This window comes from Chitinophaga caeni, from assembly GCF_002557795.1.
Taxonomy (GTDB): Bacteria; Bacteroidota; Bacteroidia; order Chitinophagales; family Chitinophagaceae; genus Chitinophaga; species Chitinophaga caeni.
Genome location: NZ_CP023777.1, coordinates 4761153 through 4780079, shown reverse-complemented (window position 1 = coordinate 4780079; position 18927 = coordinate 4761153). Strand labels below are relative to the sequence as shown.

The 18927-nt window shown below is 42.2% G+C and carries 12 protein-coding genes; 7 read left to right on the top strand and 5 right to left on the bottom strand.

The annotated features are described in order from the left end of the window. Window positions 1–465: 465 nt before the first annotated feature. A complete protein-coding gene (locus COR50_RS19910; RefSeq protein ID WP_198405720.1) occupies window positions 466–4407 on the top strand; it encodes a WG repeat-containing protein in 3942 nt (1313 codons plus the stop codon). 13 nt (window positions 4408–4420) lie between these two features. Here COR50_RS19910 and COR50_RS19905 read toward each other — a convergent pair whose 3' ends face one another. The 4 genes from COR50_RS19905 to COR50_RS19890 form a co-directional block, all read right to left on the bottom strand. Continuing rightward, entirely contained in the window at window positions 4421–5125 is a 705-nt protein-coding gene (locus tag COR50_RS19905; RefSeq protein WP_198405719.1) for a LytR/AlgR family response regulator transcription factor, read from the bottom strand. Beyond that, the gene (locus COR50_RS19900; RefSeq protein WP_157761023.1) at window positions 5122–6144 is read right to left on the bottom strand and encodes a sensor histidine kinase; all 1023 of its coding nucleotides are present in this window, start codon (window positions 6142–6144) and stop codon (window positions 5122–5124) included. The genes COR50_RS19905 and COR50_RS19900 overlap by 4 nt, the downstream gene beginning before the upstream one ends. Before the next feature lie 112 nt (window positions 6145–6256). After that, window positions 6257–7084 carry a CPBP family intramembrane glutamic endopeptidase gene (locus COR50_RS19895; RefSeq protein ID WP_098195621.1) on the bottom strand — a complete coding sequence of 276 codons (828 nt, stop codon included), beginning with the start codon at window positions 7082–7084 and terminating at the stop codon, window positions 6257–6259. 121 nt (window positions 7085–7205) lie between these two features. Further along, entirely contained in the window at window positions 7206–8414 is a 1209-nt protein-coding gene (locus COR50_RS19890) for a hypothetical protein (RefSeq protein ID WP_098195620.1), read from the bottom strand. Between the two features lie 679 nt (window positions 8415–9093). Between COR50_RS19890 and COR50_RS19880 the strand changes: the two genes are divergently transcribed. The 6 genes from COR50_RS19880 (at window position 9094) to COR50_RS19855 (ending at window position 17992) form a co-directional block, all read left to right on the top strand. Beyond that, window positions 9094–12135: a SusC/RagA family TonB-linked outer membrane protein gene (locus COR50_RS19880; RefSeq protein WP_098195618.1), complete on the top strand. Its 3042-nt coding sequence runs from the start codon at window positions 9094–9096 to the stop codon at window positions 12133–12135. Between the two features lie 16 nt (window positions 12136–12151). Continuing rightward, window positions 12152–13933, top strand: coding sequence for a RagB/SusD family nutrient uptake outer membrane protein (locus tag COR50_RS19875; protein WP_098195617.1), 1782 nt, complete (start codon window positions 12152–12154; stop codon window positions 13931–13933). A gap of 132 nt (window positions 13934–14065) precedes the next feature. Next, window positions 14066–15370 carry a C4-dicarboxylate transporter DctA gene (dctA, locus tag COR50_RS19870; protein ID WP_098195616.1) on the top strand — a complete coding sequence of 435 codons (1305 nt, stop codon included), beginning with the start codon at window positions 14066–14068 and terminating at the stop codon, window positions 15368–15370. Between the two features lie 27 nt (window positions 15371–15397). Then, window positions 15398–16054 (top strand): GDSL-type esterase/lipase family protein, encoded by a 657-nt coding sequence (locus COR50_RS19865; protein ID WP_098195615.1) that lies wholly within the window; start codon window positions 15398–15400, stop codon window positions 16052–16054. Between the two features lie 102 nt (window positions 16055–16156). Continuing rightward, window positions 16157–16735: a TetR/AcrR family transcriptional regulator gene (locus COR50_RS19860; protein WP_098195614.1), complete on the top strand. Its 579-nt coding sequence runs from the start codon at window positions 16157–16159 to the stop codon at window positions 16733–16735. 78 nt (window positions 16736–16813) lie between these two features. Then, on the top strand, window positions 16814–17992 hold the full coding sequence (locus COR50_RS19855; RefSeq protein WP_232516214.1) for an FAD-dependent oxidoreductase: 1179 nt from the start codon (window positions 16814–16816) through the stop codon (window positions 17990–17992). Here the strand turns inward: COR50_RS19855 and COR50_RS19850 are convergent. Further along, window positions 17989–18876 (bottom strand): retropepsin-like aspartic protease, encoded by an 888-nt coding sequence (locus COR50_RS19850; protein WP_098195613.1) that lies wholly within the window; start codon window positions 18874–18876, stop codon window positions 17989–17991. The two genes, COR50_RS19855 and COR50_RS19850, sit on opposite strands and share 4 nt — an antisense overlap. Window positions 18877–18927: the final 51 nt, after the last annotated feature.

Sequence of the window (18927 nt, the reverse complement as noted above, 5' to 3'; positions counted from 1 at the left end):
GATGATCTATTCAAAATCCCGGGTTGCTACGCCGAGAAAACCGTGGAACTTCGTATTTTTAATAGCGAACGTTAGCTGGGCCATACAGTAGTACAAAAGCTGGATCGAGCGATCAAATTGGCGGCCGTGATGGCCAATTTGTGCCCTTTTTTGGTGCTTTTTTGGGCAAGCAAAAAAGTACAAGAAACGAGCAGATGAACATTGAATCGAACTATCGAGGGGTCAAAAGTGCTCCCCGGTTAAAATTTAGTCGGACAACAATGATTCATTATATTAATTTACATGACGAAATAATTCATACAGCGGAATATTAATTCAATAGCGTAAAAGAGATTCGAATAGCCTTTATTTTTCCGGCGCACATCACATGATCCTATACCTTATCATCCTTCTCTGCTAAATGGTATCTATACAATTTTTGGATACTGATAAACTGATTTGCGAACATTCTTATTTATGATGAACATGAAGAAATACCTACTGTTACTGCTTTTTTTATGGCCATTTTTCACGTTATTAGCTCAACGCACGGAACACAAGGAGGTGCGTTTTGAAAATGTTAGGGGCTTTTCAGGGCTGGTGACTTTTGACGTGACTTACACCGGGTTCGCGACTGTGCTTAGCGGGAAAAAGGCTGTTTTAATACTGGAGAAATATGATGCATCCAGTGAAGATTTAAAAGCCTTGCTCAAGGCCGGGTATGATCTTAGGGGATACCCTGAGAGCGGTTATACCCCTGACCAGTATTCATTCGTAGTACAGGGACAAGCAAAAATAGGGATGCTATCTTTCTATGGAAGTACTGAAAACAAGGCTATCGGGTTAGACAAGTTGCAGCTCGATAAAAATTTGGGTGATTTTACTACGCCTGATTTCAAGGAAAGTATGAAGGAGGCAACGAGGAAATGGCAGCAGGAAAATGAAGGAAGTCACTGGGAGTTAACAGGTTCGTTCACGGATATCAAAGTGATTGAACTGTATATTTCGGAGTTTGAAGAAACGATAAAAAAGGTGTTGGGTAAAGCGGCTGTCGCCGAGCGCTTGGAAAGTGCCGAAGATGCCGTTAGCGAAGCACAGAAAGCCATGATGTACGGGAACTTGAGCCGTGCCAAGAGCTTGTTGGAGAAAGCATACAAGCTGGATCCAAAGAATGAAAGAATGATCCAAGCTTCCAAGGAATATGCCGTGAAAAAGAAGGAAAAGGATGAAAGAGATCTGCAAAATATGATGATCGAAGCGGAGTTAGCCCGGCAGGAACGCCTGAGAAATGAAGCTGCGGCAGAGGCTAAGGAGTTAAAAACGCTGCGCTCCTGGCAAGCGGGAAGTCCCAATAATTTTAGTCCCCAGAACAGGGCACGGCTAGATGAACTAACCAAGAAGGAGACGGCGCGGAACGTTCAGAAAATCAACGATATATTTGAAGCAGGACGCGAACGTATCCGGGAACGATCCAAGCAAAGATTGGCGGAGATCGATGCAGAGTATGAACGGAATGTCGCTGCCCTGAATGAAAAATTTGCCAGGGAAAAAAGGCAAACTATAGCAGCTACTGAAAGGGATAAAGAAAAGATCCGGGCCGAGAATCTACAATATGAAATACAACGTTTGTCTAAATACGGATACCGAAAGGGGGAGTCCGAAGCAGAAATGAAGGGCAATGTCCGCAAGATGGCCGCGGAAATTCCAGCGAACAAATTCCATGATGGACTCGCTCCTTTGAAATATTTTAAATACGGTTATGTCAACAAGAATGGAGATATCATTGTACCCTTTAAGTATGATAGGGCAGGTGATTTCCATGATGGATTGGCAAGTGTTTCTTATGAAGATATTTACCTGGGGAATATGTACGAAGAATGGAAACGGAAAGCCGGTTATATCAATACTTCCGGGAAAGAAGTAATTCCCTTAAAATATGAAGAGGCCTGGGATTTTAAAAACGGCCATGCCATGGTTGCCATAGATTTTAAATATGGTGTCATTGATCGTACTGGTAATTTAATAGTGCCCATGGAGTACCAGTTTTTGGATTATACGAGCGTAGGACTTATAAAAGCAAAAAAAAATAACAGGTTCGGCTATCTTGATGAACGTACAGGAAGACCCGTGATCCCTTTTCAATATGAAAGGGTTTTGAATTTTCGTGATGGGCTGGTTGCGGTGAAGTCAAATGGTAAATGGGGATTCCTAGATAATAATGGGAAAGTCGTTATCCCGTTCAAATTTGATGATGTGAAAAATGGTGGTTTTAAAGATGGCTTAGTTTCCGTCGTTGAAAATGGAACCACTACCAAAATCAATCGATACGGTAGACGGGTAGATTATAGTGTTTACCCTTTTGATATCGGCGATGGAATGATTCCCTTTAGAACTAAAGAAGGAATGTATGGTTTTTTGAATGAAGCTTATGAACTTATTATACCTCCCCGGTATGACAAGTATCAAAAATTTGAGAATGGTATTGCATTGGTGGAAAAGAATGGGAAGCATGGAGGCGTTGATACGAAAGGAAACGAAGTGATCCCGGTTAAATATAATAGCTTGGGTTATAGATTCTTGTCGGGCTTGCTCAGGGTAACCGATGAATCGGGTAAATCGGGTTATGTAGATAAATCCGGCAATGAAGTCATCCCTTTAAAATTTGACAAGGCACAATCATTTAATGAAGAAACGGGGTTAGCCGTGGTTCAAAAGAATGGCAGGTACGGGATGATCGATACGAAGGGGAAAACAAAAATCCCGTTTAAATACGAATACATGAGCGATTACGAGTTAACGCGATTAGATTTAATCGAGGTTAAACGAAATGGTAAGATCGGTTTCTTAAATGGAAAAGGAAAAACGGTTATCCCGGTAACATTCGACAAAATTGTAAAAAGTTTTTTTGAACGCACGACGGCAGTACTGATGAAGGATGGTAAACAGGGCGTTTTTAATGCTCAAGGTAAAGCGTTGGTGGAAGTAAAGTATGATACCATTGCAGGGTTTAAGGATGGCTTAGCTTTTGCCAAGCTGGATGGAAAGTACGGATTTGTTGATAGCAATGGGAATGCCGTCATACCTTTTAAATATGATAGTGTATATGACTTCATGAAAGGTTTTGCAGAGGTGCATTTAAATGGTACGTCCTTTATCATAAATAAGAAAGGAGAAATACAGGAGGGGAAAGAATTTATCTTGGTCTCCAAATTCTCTGAAGGCATCGCAATGGCTATGCAGCATGGAAAATATGGTTATGTGGATGAAAATAACCGGTTACTCACGTCTTTTAAATATGATTTCTTACGGTTTTTCCAGGATGGGATGGGGATGGTAGCCGTACAGAAAGATGCTTATTCGCGTTTGTACGGGTTCGTAGATCGCAGAGGTAAGGAAGTAATCCCTCCAAAATATGACAACTTTGATCTAAAAGAGGGCAAGTATTACAACTATTATTACTTTGAAAACGGTTTAGTGAAAGCCGAGTTAAATGATAAATATGGTTTTATCAATAAAGAAGGCAAAGAAGTGATCCCGGTGATTTACCGTAAAGTAGGGGAATTCTCAGAAGGGATGGTGTGTGTTAATAATTATGGTTTAGACGGATTCCCCGAACCCCAGCGGGGTAAGTGGGGCTATTATGACCTGGATGGGAATAAAGTAATTGATTTCCGGTTTAGTGAAGCGCGCAACTTCTCGGATGGCTACGCTTATGTTGAAAAGGGCGAAAGTAAAGGTTTTATAGATCGTACCGGTAAAGTCGTGATCCCCTTTACTGAAAAATATAAGCGGATCAGCGATTTTATCGACGGTATAGCCATCGCACGCAACGCGGAAGCTTGGGGATTTATCGATAAAAAAGGACAAGCGGTATTGCCCTTTGAATTTACAGACATAAATGCAGGTAATGGCTATGTGGCTCTTCAAAAAGATAATAAATACGGTGTTGTGGATAAAAATGGGAAAACAATTATCCCGTTTAAATATAACAGGCTCTTTTTTGAATTAGGCGGCTTCATGTCTAATGATAAGGTTACTGATTTTATCGTATCCATGGAATCGGACAAATGGGGGCTGATCAGGTTATCCGATGGTAAACAAATCACGAGTAATAAGTATGATTTTATTTCTAGTTTCTACGATCATGATTTGACGACATTTAGGATGGGGGATAAATGGGGCGTGCTGGACAGGGATGGCCGGGAGTTGCTTCCCGCGCAATATGATGTGATCAAGTATTATGCTGACGCAGGCTTTTTAGCAGTTAGTTATAATAAGAAATGGGGGATTGTAAATAAGTTTGGCGGTATCGTTATCCCTGTTAAATATGAATCCATTTACCGGGACGATGACGAGATCATTGCCGTTCAATCAACCGGTGTAAAGGATATTTATAATAGCTCGAATTTCGAAATAGTATCCAGGTGAAAATCTGGCCAAGTTACAGGTGCATTTTCTTTAAGAAATTTTCCTTGTAATTGGCCCCGATCGGGATTTCAATGTCTCCGAGGGTGATCGTGTTTCCCTGTATGCTTAGAACTTTATCCATATGGATGACATAGGATCGGTGGATGCGGAAAAACTCATCTTCCGGCAGTAGCTCTTCCAGGGCTTTCAAATGCATACTGATCAGGATCGATCTACCATCATTTAGGAATGCTTTGCAATAATCTCTTTCTGCTTGTATGTAACAGATTTCCGCAAATGGCAACTTTACAAATTTGTAATCCTGTTTTATAAAGATGTAATTGGGTTTTTTGTTTGACTGTTGGCCCGGTGCAGCGTGAAGGAAACGCTCCCTTGCTTTTTCAACCGCTTGGTGAAAGCGCTCGAATGTAATAGGTTTTAGCAAGTAATCGACCGAGTTTAAATCAAATCCTTCCACTGCAAATTGTGGATGTGCCGTGGTGAAAATCACTTCCGGGGGATGCCGCAAAGATCGCAGGAATTCGATACCTGATACTACGGGCATCTGTATATCAAGAAAAGCAATATCGATGGTATGAAATTGTAGTGCCTCATAAGCTTCATCGGCATTGCGGCAGCTTTTTACCAGTTCAAAGTCCGGGATCCTTGAAAGATAGCTTGTCAACAGATCCCGGGCAATGGGTTCGTCGTCTACAATAATGCAATGAATCATTTTCATATTAATGATAAACTTAAATTTACGGTATAAACGCCATTTACATTCATTATTTCATAATGGTATTGATCCGGATAGTATAATTCCAATCTTTTATGAAAGTTTGTTAACCCGATACCACCTTTGTTTCCTTGCTGCCGTTTGGGGTCTATCGAATTATCAATTTTAAATTGTAAAGTAGCTTCTTTTACATCAATTGAAATATAGATAAATGCACCGGCTTCATCCGAGCAATATTTGAAGGCGTTTTCAATGATCGGGATCAATAACAACGGTGCTATTTTATTGGCAGATGCATCATACCGCGCGTCAAATTGCACTTCGGTTTGATTTAGCCGTACTTTTTCAAGCTCAACATAATCCTGTAATAACTTGATTTCTTTATCAATGGGCATATAAGTTTCATTAGATTCGTAGAGAATATATCTTAATAACTCGGATAGCCTAGCTACTAATCCCGCCGGTTTTTCTTTACCGCCTTGCATGATCAGGCCGTAAATATTATTCATCGTGTTGAACAGGAAGTGGGGGTTCAGTTGTGCTTTTAAGAAATTGAATTCTAATTCAACATTTTCTTTCTGTAGTTCTAAAGCCTTGATATGTTCCCTGGCGCCTTGTAATGATATTTTTATACACAAGGGGAATGCTAAAAACAGCATTAAACCCAGGGGAGTACCCAAACTAAGTAAACGTTTCAACACGATATTTACCAAGCCTGATTGTAACAAGGAATAATATGCCGGCTGATCTTCGGCTAGTATCGCTAAACAAGGCTTACATTGATGTAATACTATTTGTTCCGCGATGGCGTCAAAGAGGGTATACAGGACAAATATTCCAATCAGGAACATTATAAAGGAAAAGTATTTCTGTTGTCGTAATATTTTCCATGCAGGACCCACCACCATATAATAACATCCTGCTATAATGCCGGTACTTAAGAAATTTATCACCAGTAAACTTTCAACCGGGAAGCCGCTATACACATTAAATGTTATATGCGAAAGGTAAAATCTAATCAAGAATAGGATTATCCAAAAAAGTAGGTGCATCCATATTCTTTGTTTCAGACTAGGTTGATAGATATTAAATCGTTGAAGTATTTGCATGATCCCTGTTATATGCCGGTATAATTTACACAATTTTTGCTTGGCTTATTGCTCCTGGAAGTTCATTGTTCAATGGTTTCCGCTTAACGATATATAATATGAGTATTGTTAAGGATGCTACCAGCAGGTATGGAGCAATAATTTCCCAGGTATGGTACGTATGCTGCGAACTTGTTATTTGAATCAGCCCGTAACTGCCATTTTCCGGGCTAGCGGCCCTTGGAATTAAGGATTGGGCAAAGTTCCAACCGAAATGCAGGCCAATTGGTAGCATTAAATGACCTGTTTTAATGTATGCCAAACCGAATAATATCGAACCTATCCCGGTCGTGAGCATGGTAAGCCCCATTTGTGCAGCGGTCATCCCGGTATGGAAATGCATGAATCCGAACGGAATTAGTATAGCTAGCTGTGCAATCCAGGTACCATATTGACGGATCAGCGCTTGGAAGGGGTAACCCCGGAACACAAATTCTTGAACAAATGCGGAAAATAGTGTATTGACAAATGTCATCAGTATAATGCCGGTACGGATTTGATCGGCAAATTTCCAATGGTCTCCTGTTAACTGTAACGTAATCGCCGTCGTAAGCACTAACATGCCGCAACCGGCTACTGTTCCGAGGAAAAACTGTGCCCAGTGCCGAACGCTTTTAGGAACAAACTGTAATGAAAATATGCTTTTATCTTCTGACCAAAGAAAGAGGCCGCCCAGGGCAACGGATACCAACAGGAAAAATACGAACCCGTTCAAGGCTGGAACCAGTGCGGCCAACAATGTACTCAACCATAATATGAAAAAGTATAAGACTACTTTTAGCCATACCGGGATTTTTTGTAAGAAATTTTTCATCAGCTTCTATTTTTTTACAAATAGAAGGATTCGGATTCCGGCAGGAAAAAATATTCTACGAAATCAACGAGTAATCCAACGAGGGGATCATTTGGGCCAACAAATAATTTGCTGGTTCCCGTTAATGCGTGGCAATGATAGTAGTAGAATCAGGATTTCGAAGTAAAATACTCCTTTCGTCGAGTAAAGCTACCAGTTCCGGATTATGCAATGAATCCAATGGGAGGTTTTTTAGGTAAAATTGTTGTTCTTTTCCTCCGTCCGTCAAACTTATAATTTTACATTTGCAGCTGCTGTTCTCAATAGTATTCAGGATTTCTCTCGTGTGCCCATTATCGCTTTGCTTAATATAAACTTCCCTGATACCGATGATGTCGTTATATTTCTCGGTATCGAAACTCCAGGATGCTGAAATGACGTTCTGGTATTTTTTGCCGGGCTCCAATCGCAATAATGATAATCTCGGTGACTCGATAGTATCCTGGTCGTTTTCTACGTATGAATGGATCGATACCAGGTTTTTCCCTTCAAATTGCATATAGCCGGAATGGTTAAAGTTGGCGCCATATCTTTTAAATACGAAATACCCGTCTTTATACTTAACATCTACAATATTGGTTACGACGAGGTGATACCTGTTTCTCTCGGATTTCCGGGCCTGCGGGCTACCGATGTAAACCAACCACGTTCCTTCCAGGTTTTTGATGTCGGTTGCCGTAGGCGTATACACACCGATACGCATATCCTTGGTAATATGCTCCAACCTTTGATGATCGATGAAGCTAATGACGGCCAGTATGATACACAGCGTACCTAAAATAAGGCTGATAAATATCCACTTTTTTAGGAGCTTACGGCTCGACTTCCTTCTAAGAACGGCTAAATTAGTTGCTGTAGGAGCATCAATATCGATTCCATTATTTTCAGGCAGATCTTGCTCATCGATCAATAAATTTTCATCAAGCGGGTTATTTTCGAAACCTTTTCTGCCAACTCCATATAAATAAATGTAACAAGCATCAATTAAAAATGGCCTGGGGTTGGACACAATCCCGCTGGCAGCATCTTTAATTTGTCCGCCGGAAATGTCATATTTAAGAAAAGGGTACGATAGTTTGTTCTTATTTCTGTCGGGCGAATAATGGTCGTGTTGCAGTTCTTCGGCAGTTTCTGGCAAGCGGTTACTGATCTCGCTAAGCATCCTGGCGAGGTCTTCGTAATTCTTTCGGTTGGTATTACGTCGCACTTGGTTCCCGGTAGTACGTTCGTACTTGGAAAACACTTGTTCTAATAAATATATAATTTCTTCTTTACCAGATTTCAGTCTCATTATTGGAACTTGGATAGTGTTACAGGAAAAATGGTTTCTAAAATAGTAAATGTTCAGCTATTGTCCACGGATTTAAATCGATTAGGGGATTTTACGGATTGTTTTTAGGTTTTGTTCACGGATTTGAATTGATTAAGGGATTTCACGGATTGTTTTTGGGTTTTGTTCACGGATTTGAATCGATTGAAGGATTTCACGGATTGTTTTTAGGTTTTGTATGATTGGGTAAGGGGTGATCTTGAGGTTGTTTTTAATCAAATGAGGGGCAAATGCTGGGGTTAGATACAAGTTTATGCTGTCAAACGGCACCGATATACGCTTACATTTCAAATATCATCCGTGAAATCCTTTCATCCTTTTTAAAATCCTTGATAATTGATTATCAATTACTTGTAAATATTTCCGAAATCCATGACCGTTTTTTCGAACCCGTGAAATCGTTTTCAAAATAATTTCCATTGCAGAAAAGATAAATGAGAATGTTTATTTCGCTTTGAGAACAGTGCGGGCTCCCCCCGTGAAGATTTTAAACCAAAATTCTACGTCGCATGAAAAAGATGATTCCACAGAAACGTCCGGAACAGCGGTTTTTTAAACCACCATTTTTGAGAAGCATATAAAATTTCCACAACACTTCCTGTAGCTAAAACTTTATGGTTACGCTATTAAATTCCTAGTTATGAAGTATAATTACTTTCCACGCTCGTTTTACAAACGACTAAAACTGGTACTATCAGTATTTGCAATTCTATTGCTTTCGGCAGCGACCGCGGTAGCGCAGAAAAAGATTAGCGGCACCGTGGCTGATGTCAATAAGGAACCACTGATCGGGGTTACCGTTCATATCAAGGGCAGTATGAAAGCCTCGGTATCTAATAGTGACGGCGCTTTTAGCATTGAAGCGAAGACTTCCGACACATTGGTATTTACCTACATCGGCTTTATGGCCAAAGAGGTAGCCGTGGGCAACAATACCCGGTTATCCGTTATCATGGAAACCAACTCCTCAAAATTGAATGAAGTGGTAGTAGTCGGTTACGGTACCCAGAGAAAATCTGATCTTACCGGGGCCGTTGCTTCGCTTAATACAAAGGTTTTGGAAGAGAGGCCAACCACAAATATTGTAAGCGCCTTGCAAGGCTCGGTTCCGGGACTAAATATTGCTATCACAGGTTCCGGCGCTGATGGCAGTAATTCTGTAACACGGATACGGGGAACAAAATCAATCACCGCCGATGCCCGTCCCCTAATTATTTTAGACGGTATTCCTTTTGATGGCGCATTTGCTGAGATCAACCCGAATGATATCCAATCATTAGAGGTGTTGAAGGACGCATCTTCCGCCGCTATTTACGGCGCCCGTGGCGCCAATGGCGTGATCCTCATCACCACTAAGAAGGGTACGGAAGGGAAATTAACCGTAGCTTATGATGGCTTTGTTTCATTTGATAAAGCGATCAATATCCCCAAGATGATGGACGGGGAGACCTTCTGGAACACCAAGGTTGAAGCCTTGAAAGCTGCCAATACCATCACCCCGACACCGGATAATCCCGAACCCTGGTTAGGCGCGATCACGCCTACGGAACAACGTATGCATGATGAAGGCTTATCCACGGATTGGGTGAAAGTTGCCACGCAAAACGGCTTAAAGCAACAGCATAATTTCTCTTTCAGCGGGGGGAATAAAACTACGAAATACTTTGTTTCTATCAATCATGCCGATATTAAAGGTGTGGCTTTGAATGATAAATTCGGCCGGGATAATTTGCGGTTCAACTTTGCCCAAGAACTGACTTCTTGGATGAAATTCTCCACGAATACACAAGTAGGACGATACGCGCGGGATGGTTGGCCACCGGACTTTGGCCGTGCCTTCAGGATGGTGCCATTGGCAGAACCTTATGATGAAAATGGCAATATACGCCTTTCAGCCTGGGAAGATGCCAGTGTTGCTTTTGCTAAGAACCCCCTGAGCGCGATTAATGAGAAGAATAGCGACAAAACGACGAAACTGATTTCAAATAATGCTTTAGATATCACCTTCCCTTTCGTGCCGGGGTTAAGTTATAAATTAAATACCGGCTATACTTTCCAAGCCAATAATTATAAAAATTATCAAGGTCGCGATACTTATGAAGGTTCACAGGCTAATGGTGTACTGAATACGAGCAATACGGAAACCAACGACTGGATTATCGAAAACATATTATCCTACAACCGCGAATTTGGTAAACATCGCTTATTCTTGACCGGGCTTTATTCTGCCCAAAGCAGGGTCGTGGAAAATAATTCTATTACCGGCCGTGATTTTCCGAATGATGTCATGTATTATTATCAAGCATCGAAGGCAGGAACGCTGTCCAGTACAGCTTCTTATACAAAAGTGAACCACGAATCACAAATGTTTAGAGCCAATTATTCTTTTGACGGTCGTTATTTATTAACTGCAACAGCCCGTCGCGATGGTTATTCGGCTTTTGGAGATAATACCAAGTATGGCGTTTTCCCTTCATTGGCGGCAGGTTGGAATATTTCTAACGAAGCATTTTACCGTCAATCCGGCCTGGCCAATATTTTAACCAATTTTAAATACCGCGTTTCTTGGGGAAAGAATGGTAACGAGGCGGTAAATGCTTACGTAACATTACCCAACTTGTCAACATTCAACTACCTGTCGGACGACCATAAAGCGATGTACGGGTTTTATCCTTCCCGTTTAGCTTCACCCAACTTGGGTTGGGAAACGACCGCCTCCGTGAATACGGGATTTGATTTCGAATTATGGCAAGGTCGCGTATCAGGTACTTTCGATGCTTTCTGGGCCAATACGACGGATTTATTATTAAGCAGGACCATTCCTTCTATTAACGGGACCAACTCCGTAACGGAAAATATCGGGAAAACATATAATTCGGGATATGAATTTCAAATTAATGTAAATGCTATCCGTAGCAAGGATTTTTCCTGGACTGCAACCTTGAACTATTCCCATTACAATACAAAGATCAAGGATGTTGGATTGTATGATGAAAATGGTAAACCGGTTGATGACGTCGGCTCCCGGTGGTTTATCGGTCAACCGATCGATGTGAATTACGACTACGTATTTGACGGTATTTGGCAAATCATCGATAAGGATAATCCAACCGGGCAACAAGACCCTAATTATCGCTATTCCATCCCTGGAAATGTAAAATACAAGGATGTTGATGGCAAAGATGATATCACCACGGCAGACAGGCAGGTGATTGGGCGCACGATACCCGATTTTACCGCGAGCATCATTAATACATTCAGTTATAAAGATTTTACACTGAGCTTCTTCCTGAATGGTATGAAAGGCGTAACCGCCAGGAATGTATTACTGGAGGAAAACGATATGTCGTACCGCCAGAATGTACTCGATAAAGTTTTCTGGACACCTGGAAACCCGATCAATACTTATCCTAAAAATGATTTAAACGGCTCGGTTAATCCTTTGAAATCCGGATATTACCGCAAAACCGATTTTATTCGCTTGCAGGATATTACTTTATCATACAAGTTACCTGCTAAATTAACCAGCCAACTGCACCTCCAACGGTTAAATGTATATGCCAACGTGAAGAACTTGGCTACATGGACTAGTTGGACAGGATTGGATCCCGAGTTTATCGGTAACCAGCTAGCAGCGCCTCAAACCCGTTCCTTCATTATCGGTTTAAGAATCGGTTTATAAAATTAATTCCACCAATATGAAAAAGTTTATATATTTTATACTGACCGCTTGCATCCTGGCCTCGTCTGCCGGATGTAATAAAGACTTTTTGAAAGAAGAGCCGCGTGATAATATCTATGCGGAAAATCTCCTGGTCGACTATGCCGGCTTCAAAACGATCATCACCGCGTTGCAGGGAATGATGCGCCATGAATACCGCCGCACGGATGCCTTCGGGGGATTCGGCAGTTTACCTTTAGTGCAACAAAGTGTTTGGTCTTGCGGTGTAGATAATTCATGGAGTAACAACTCCCATAGCTCATTTAAGTTTATGTATTTTCCACGTAATATAGACCAAACTGATGCGCCGCCATTCAGGGCTACTTTCGAATGGCTATTCCGAATGGTAAATACATCCAACCTGGTTATTTCCAGGGCGGAAGCCGGGGGAATTGATTGGTCGGCAGGAAGTAAAGAAGAGATCGTGGCCACCGCGCGTTTTTTCCGCGCTTGGGCTTACCGGCATTTGACGTACACTTTTGGCGCCGTACCATTAACAACCGAAGAAATCAGCGGCTCCAATTACCGTTCAGATTGGGAGCGCACGCCCGTTGCCGAAATCAGGAAAGTAATGGAAGAAGACTTTAAATATGCTATTGAAAATCTTCCATTGAGAGCAGATAATAACACTTCCATTTCCGGGGCTATGGCACGCCATTACCTGGGCGAATTGTACCTGGCGATGGATCAGCCGCAACAAGCGGTGAATGTCTTGAAGCCATTGGTAGAAGGTTCCGAATACAAGTTAATGACCGAAAGGTTCGGTGCCAACGCTGCTAATCCTGGAAATGCATTTATCGATATTTTTCGTTCACCACTATTTTCCCAAGGTAATTTAGAAGTGTTGTACTCATTCCTGAATACCGAACCGGAGGTAGAATCGCATGGAACATCAGATATCTATATCAAGAGTACTTACAAGAATTATTACTCCAACGATGTGGTGATGCGCAAGAGTAATTTGAATGCACCGGAGTATGTTAGCGGCGCAGTTACCCTGCCGCAAATGTTTTGGTTGGTTAATGGTGGAAAAGGCGCCGGAAGGTGTGTGCCTTCATTGGGCGCCATCAGGCTGTATAACTATAAAGGACAGGGCACAATAGATGATCGAGTTTCTGAATACGCAATGGTATGGAAGATTTACGAGAAAGATGCATCCGGCAGTATCGTGGAGTACGCGCCAAATGGGAAAAGTCCTATAGATACGACGCTTACCGCGGCCATGTTAGACGACAACAGGACTACTATACAAAATTATAAATGGCCAACAACCCGTAAATGGGATTATACGCAAACGATCGCATCCCGCGGAGATGCAGATGCTTCTTATGCTGATGTACCTTATGTTCGCTTAGCAGAAACCTATTTATTGTACGCGGAAGCATTGTATGAGAATAATGATCCCGCAAACGCGATCATTTGGATCAATAAAGTACGCAACCGCTCGCAGGCATCATCAATTTCAGTGGCAGATTTGAATAGCGCCGGTTTGGATTTGATATTAGACGAACGCAGCCGCGAACTGCTTTCCGAAGAAGAGCGCAGGCACACGCTTATCCGCGTAAGCCAGGAAAACGGGGGAGATGAAAGGGATGTCAACAATTACTTCAAACGACGCATGCGCCAGTACAATGAAATTGCAGGCCGCGATGCCAGGGGGATGAATGATTATGAAACCCCGGTATTGTTCCCGATCCCGCAAGACTTTATCGATTCGAATACCGGGAGGGTGATCGATCAGAATCCCGGTTACCATTAATGCCCTTAAATGGGTCGCGATAGAATACCCCTTAGTATCGCGACCCATTTTTAAATAACAATTACTAGTTATCACAGAAAGATCATTCACATGCAATTTGCCAGGGGGATGAACCCATAAATTGAAAAAATAGTGAAATACCTGAAAACACTTTATGTACAGGTGCTTATAGCCATCGTGATAGGCATCCTCGTCGGACATTATTTTCCCGGTTTTGCACCCACGGCAAAGCATATCAGCGATATGTTCATCAACCTGATCAAGATGATTATCGCGCCGGTAATCTTTCTTAGTATCGTGGTGGGAATCGCCAAAGCGGGGGATATCAAGAAGGTGGGCCGCATCGGTTTGAAAGCGATCGTTTATTTTGAAATTATCACGACGATCGCCATCATCATCGGCCTTATTACCGCAAATTTGATTAAACCGGGTTCGGGAGTAGATGCCGCAAAGGTGGCCCATGAAGGCGCCGGCGCAGTTGCTTCCGCAACAGGTGGAATAGATTGGATGGAGTTCTTCGTGCATATCATCCCGGGTAACGTGGTCGAAGCTTTCGCGAAAGGTGATATCGTGCAAGTGTTGTTCTTCGGGATATTATTTGCATTGGCCGTAGGCAAGATGGGCTCCACCGGGCAAACCGTTGTGCAAGCCTGTGAGAAGATCAATCAAGTGCTGTTTAATATCCTGCATATCGTGATCAGGGTGAGCCCTTTGGGCGCTTTTGGTGGGATGGCATACACGATCGGGACGTTCGGCTTTGATACCCTGGCCGTGCTTGGGAAATTATTAATTACCTTTTACGCGACTGGATTAGTGTTTATTTTCGTAGTGCTGTACTCGATATTGAAGTTGAATGGATTCAGCTTATGGAAATTACTAGGTTATATCAAATCCGAAATTCTCATTGTGCTGGGATCGAGCAGCAGCGAAGCCGTATTGCCGAATGTCATGGAAAAACTGGAAGCCGCCGGTTGTCATAAAAGTGTTGTTGGGCTCGTGATCCCCGCGGGTTACAGTTTCAACTTGGATGGAACGAGTATTTACCTGAGCTTAGCAATTATTTTTTTAGCACAGTTGTTTCATATCGATCTTACGCTCGGCCAGGAGCTGACGATTATCGGTGTGCTGATGTTGACCAGTAAAGGCGCCGCGGGAGTTACCGGTAGCGGATTCCTGGTATTGACATCCACCTTAACAGCATTGAAAATCATTCCGTTAGAAGGCTTGGCTTTATTGGTCGGTGTAGACCGTTTTATGAGTGAAGGCAGGGCCTTGATTAATGTGATCGGGAATACGGTGGCAACCATCGTAATCGCAAAAAACGAAAAGTTAATCAATGTGAAGCAATATAAATCCGTGGTAGAACACCGTGGAAAACATCATCAGCATGGCATTGAAGAAGCGGAAGTAATCGCCTTGGAGAATGAGAAAGTATAATATAGCTAACAGATTATAACAGATATTATGAAGAGAACATTATTCATCATCCTACAGCTACTTTTTGTATGCTACGGGTTTGCACAGGAGAAGCACCGTTTTGAAGCGGATGTTAAAACTATCAAGAAATACGATAAGATTTATAAGCCTGTCGATAATCCTATCCTTTTCGTTGGAAGTTCTTCCATCCGTAAGTGGAACGATTTACAGCGCGTATTCGGTTCTTATAATGTAATTAACCGGGGAATAGGCGGAGCCGTTATAGATGACATTATTTATTTCAGTGATGACCTGATCTTTGATTATGCTCCCCGTCAAATTGTTTTATATGTAGGTGAGAATGATCTGCCCAAGGAGGATGAAAGTCCTGAATTGATCCTGAAAAAAACTGTGGACTTGATAAACCTGGTCCGTAAAAAGATTCCCGGCGTACCCATTGTTTACATCGCGATGAAACCCAGCCCCGTTCGGGATCAATATATGGATAAATGTAAAAAGGCGAACGAGTTGATAAAGAAGTATATCAAGGCTTTAGATAATGCCAGTTTCGTAGATGTTTATTCCCCGATGGTTAAAAATGGTAAATCCAGGCCCGAATTGTTCGTGAAAGATATGTTACATATGAATGCCGACGGGTATAAAATTTGGACGAAAGCCGTAAAGAAGAAGTTGATAAAGAGGTGAAAAACCGTAGAGCCAAGGCATGGCTTGGCTCTACGCTTAAAAGAAATAAAATTCACCAAAACATAAAATAACATCGTAACTTTGTGTAACATTGTTACGAAAATGAAGCATCTCGAACGCAAAATCCGCGAAAAACAACAAATCCGGGAACGCATCCTCAAAGCAGCGCTCCAAATTGCTGAAGACGAAGGTTGGACGGCAGTAACCATCCGTAGGATAGCGGATGCGATCGAATACACGACTTCGATCGTTTATAGTCATTTCGATAGTAAAGAAGCCTTGTTGGATGAATTAGCAACGGGAGGCTTCGAATCCTTATCGCGGCAATTACAGAAAATTCTTTCGAAGGAACGCGATCCTGCACAACAATTGAGAAAACTCTCGGAAATAAATTGGGATTTCGCAGTGCAGCACATGGCTTTATATAACCTGATGTTCAATATGGGGAAACCAAAGAACCCGGGCGCTGAAAAAGGTATGGAATTGGTTCAGCAAGTATTTAAATCACTGACAGGTAAAGAGGATGTACAAGAATACGTGTTGAATTGGATCTGTTTAAGAAGGGGATGCATCCATACCATGTTGAATTTCAATTATAAAGAAAAGGGACAAGCTAGCCCAAGATCTTCGAAAAAACGCTATATGAGCTTTATCGATCGTTTTATACAAAGCATCCTGTAAGATGCTTTTTTTTGTTCAAAAAAAATAACGTTGTTATAAAATATAATGTCGTTACGTTCGTCTTTAATAATAAAAAACATGGAAATGCATATTCAAGAGCAACAAATAGCTATCGTTGGAGGTGGCCCCGGGGGGCTCACTTTAGCAAAACTATTACAGCAGGCGGGCTGCCGGGTAAATGTATTGGAAAGGGATGCTGATAGGGAGGTGCGCCAGCAAGGGGCAACCTTGGACCTGCACCGGGATTCCGGTTTAAAAGCCTTGGAAGTGGCCGGGCTAATGCCGGAATTTAGAAAGCGCTACAGACCAGGTGCAGATAAAGTCAAGGTAGTGGATGCGGCGTTAAAAATGCATTTCGACGATCATGAGTCCAAGCAAATCGATGCCTTCGATGATGCTTATTTCCGCCCGGAAATAGATAGGGGACCATTAAGGGATCTACTCATCGATTCTTTGGAACCGGGAACCATCCTTTGGAATCGACAGTTTGATAGCATGGAAGCCCGTGGGGAGGGTTGGTTGTTGCACTTTAAAGACGGTAGCACCGCAACTGCTGACCTGGTAATTGCCGCCGATGGAGCTAATTCCAAATTGCGGAAATATATCACGGCCATTCAGCCGGTCTATTCAGGTATCTCTGTTGTTGAAGGAAATATTTACCGGGCAGAGCATAATGCAAAGCATTTATTTAATCTAACGGCAGGCGGTAAAGTGTTTGCACTTTCGAATGGGCAAAGCCTTATTCTGAGTGCGAAAGGAGACGGTAGTTTATCCTTTTATACCGGTTGTAAAACCCCGGAAGATTGGGCCAGTTCCGGTAAAGTGGATTTTAATAGCCGTGCATCGGTTTTTAATTGGTTTAAAGCTAGTTTTGATACCTGGTCTGAATCTTGGTGGGAGTTGTTCCAGTCGGATGAAAGCTATTTTGTACCGAGACCGATGTATCATTATCCGCTTGATCAATCTTGGGCTTCATTGCCTAATCTAACGATGATCGGGGATGCCGCACACAGGATGCCGCCATATGCCGGAGAAGGGGTGAACATGGCTATGCAGGATGCATTGGAGCTATATGAATGCCTGGTGGATCCCGGGTATAACACGCGGTTGGAAGCGATCGCCGCCTTCGAGGGGATCATGTGTAAGCGGGCATCTGGGATTACCCGCTTAACCTTGGAACAAACGGAAGCTTTACATTCCGGGGAAGCGCTGACACATTTGTTGACGCTTTTTACTAACAACCACGGAGAAGCTTAGCGCTGTATCAATAATTCTTTCTCATCCAAGTTGAATGTAATCTTGGAACCTAACCAGTTGATCCAGATGATACCGTCGTAAATCAATCCTTCCAGGAATTGTGCACGGAAATTTTCAATCCCGATGCTGGCAGTATTATTGCAAGCCAGTTTTTTAACTTGTGCGAGGTATATGTGGGATACGAAATTCTCGTCTACCTCGCTTTTCTTTGTAATAGTTTTTACATGGGCTGTATCCGATTTATCGATGCCGAGAGCTTCCATGTACTTGGCATTGATGCGGTACACATCTTTACCTGCACCGCTGTCTAAAGAGAATTGCAGCTTTAATGTATCATTGACTTTGAAATATGAGAATAATGTAAGCGACTTATCCCGCGATTGCTCTAATTGTACGGGCAATATTTGCGCAGACTTTTTAATCTCCCGGATGCTGCCGGCCGTTTCAAGCCTGATGACTTTCTTTTCATAATCGATCGTAAAGGCCGTATTTTCGAGAAATTTTAACGCGATGATACCATCCAAGCCACCGAAATTCGCTTCGATGGAACTTACCTCTTGCCAATCTTTATGAATGGGTCCCAAGTTAAAATCTTTCACTTGGTATAAGTCGATATCAAGTCTTTCACCGGTAGCCCTGAAGCCAGTATAGCCACCATCTTCTTTCTTCAACGCTTTCAATTTATCAGAAAATTGCTTGACGAAAACAGTAATGCCTGCGCCGGTATCGAAGATGAAATTGCCCTCAATACCCTCTACGCTTGCTTTTACCAGTAGGTGACCGGAAGGGAGCAGTTGGAATGGAATCTCATTTTCCTTGCTTTGCGCATGAAGGCTGGCATGGGCTGTAAATAAGGTCAGTATTAGTATATAGATACTTTTCATAATCAGATGTCGTTCAATTTTATAAGTTGCAAGGTATTATTTTCAAATGAA

Excerpts from the sequence above, each read along its gene's own strand:
- COR50_RS19865 (WP_098195615.1), top strand. The coding sequence starts at position 15,398 with ATGAAGAGAACATTATTCATCATCCTACAGCTACTTTTTGTATGCTAC.
- COR50_RS19860 (WP_098195614.1), top strand. The coding sequence starts at position 16,157 with ATGAAGCATCTCGAACGCAAAATCCGCGAAAAACAACAAATCCGGGAA.
- COR50_RS19910 (WP_198405720.1), top strand. The coding sequence starts at position 466 with ATGAAGAAATACCTACTGTTACTGCTTTTTTTATGGCCATTTTTCACG.
- COR50_RS19875 (WP_098195617.1), top strand. The coding sequence starts at position 12,152 with ATGAAAAAGTTTATATATTTTATACTGACCGCTTGCATCCTGGCCTCG.
- COR50_RS19895 (WP_098195621.1), bottom strand. The coding sequence starts at position 7,084 with ATGAAAAATTTCTTACAAAAAATCCCGGTATGGCTAAAAGTAGTCTTA.
- COR50_RS19855 (WP_232516214.1), top strand. The coding sequence starts at position 16,814 with ATGGAAATGCATATTCAAGAGCAACAAATAGCTATCGTTGGAGGTGGC.
- COR50_RS19905 (WP_198405719.1), bottom strand. The coding sequence starts at position 5,125 with ATGAAAATGATTCATTGCATTATTGTAGACGACGAACCCATTGCCCGG.
- COR50_RS19880 (WP_098195618.1), top strand. The coding sequence starts at position 9,094 with ATGAAGTATAATTACTTTCCACGCTCGTTTTACAAACGACTAAAACTG.
- COR50_RS19890 (WP_098195620.1), bottom strand. The coding sequence starts at position 8,414 with ATGAGACTGAAATCTGGTAAAGAAGAAATTATATATTTATTAGAACAA.
- COR50_RS19850 (WP_098195613.1), bottom strand. The coding sequence starts at position 18,876 with ATGAAAAGTATCTATATACTAATACTGACCTTATTTACAGCCCATGCC.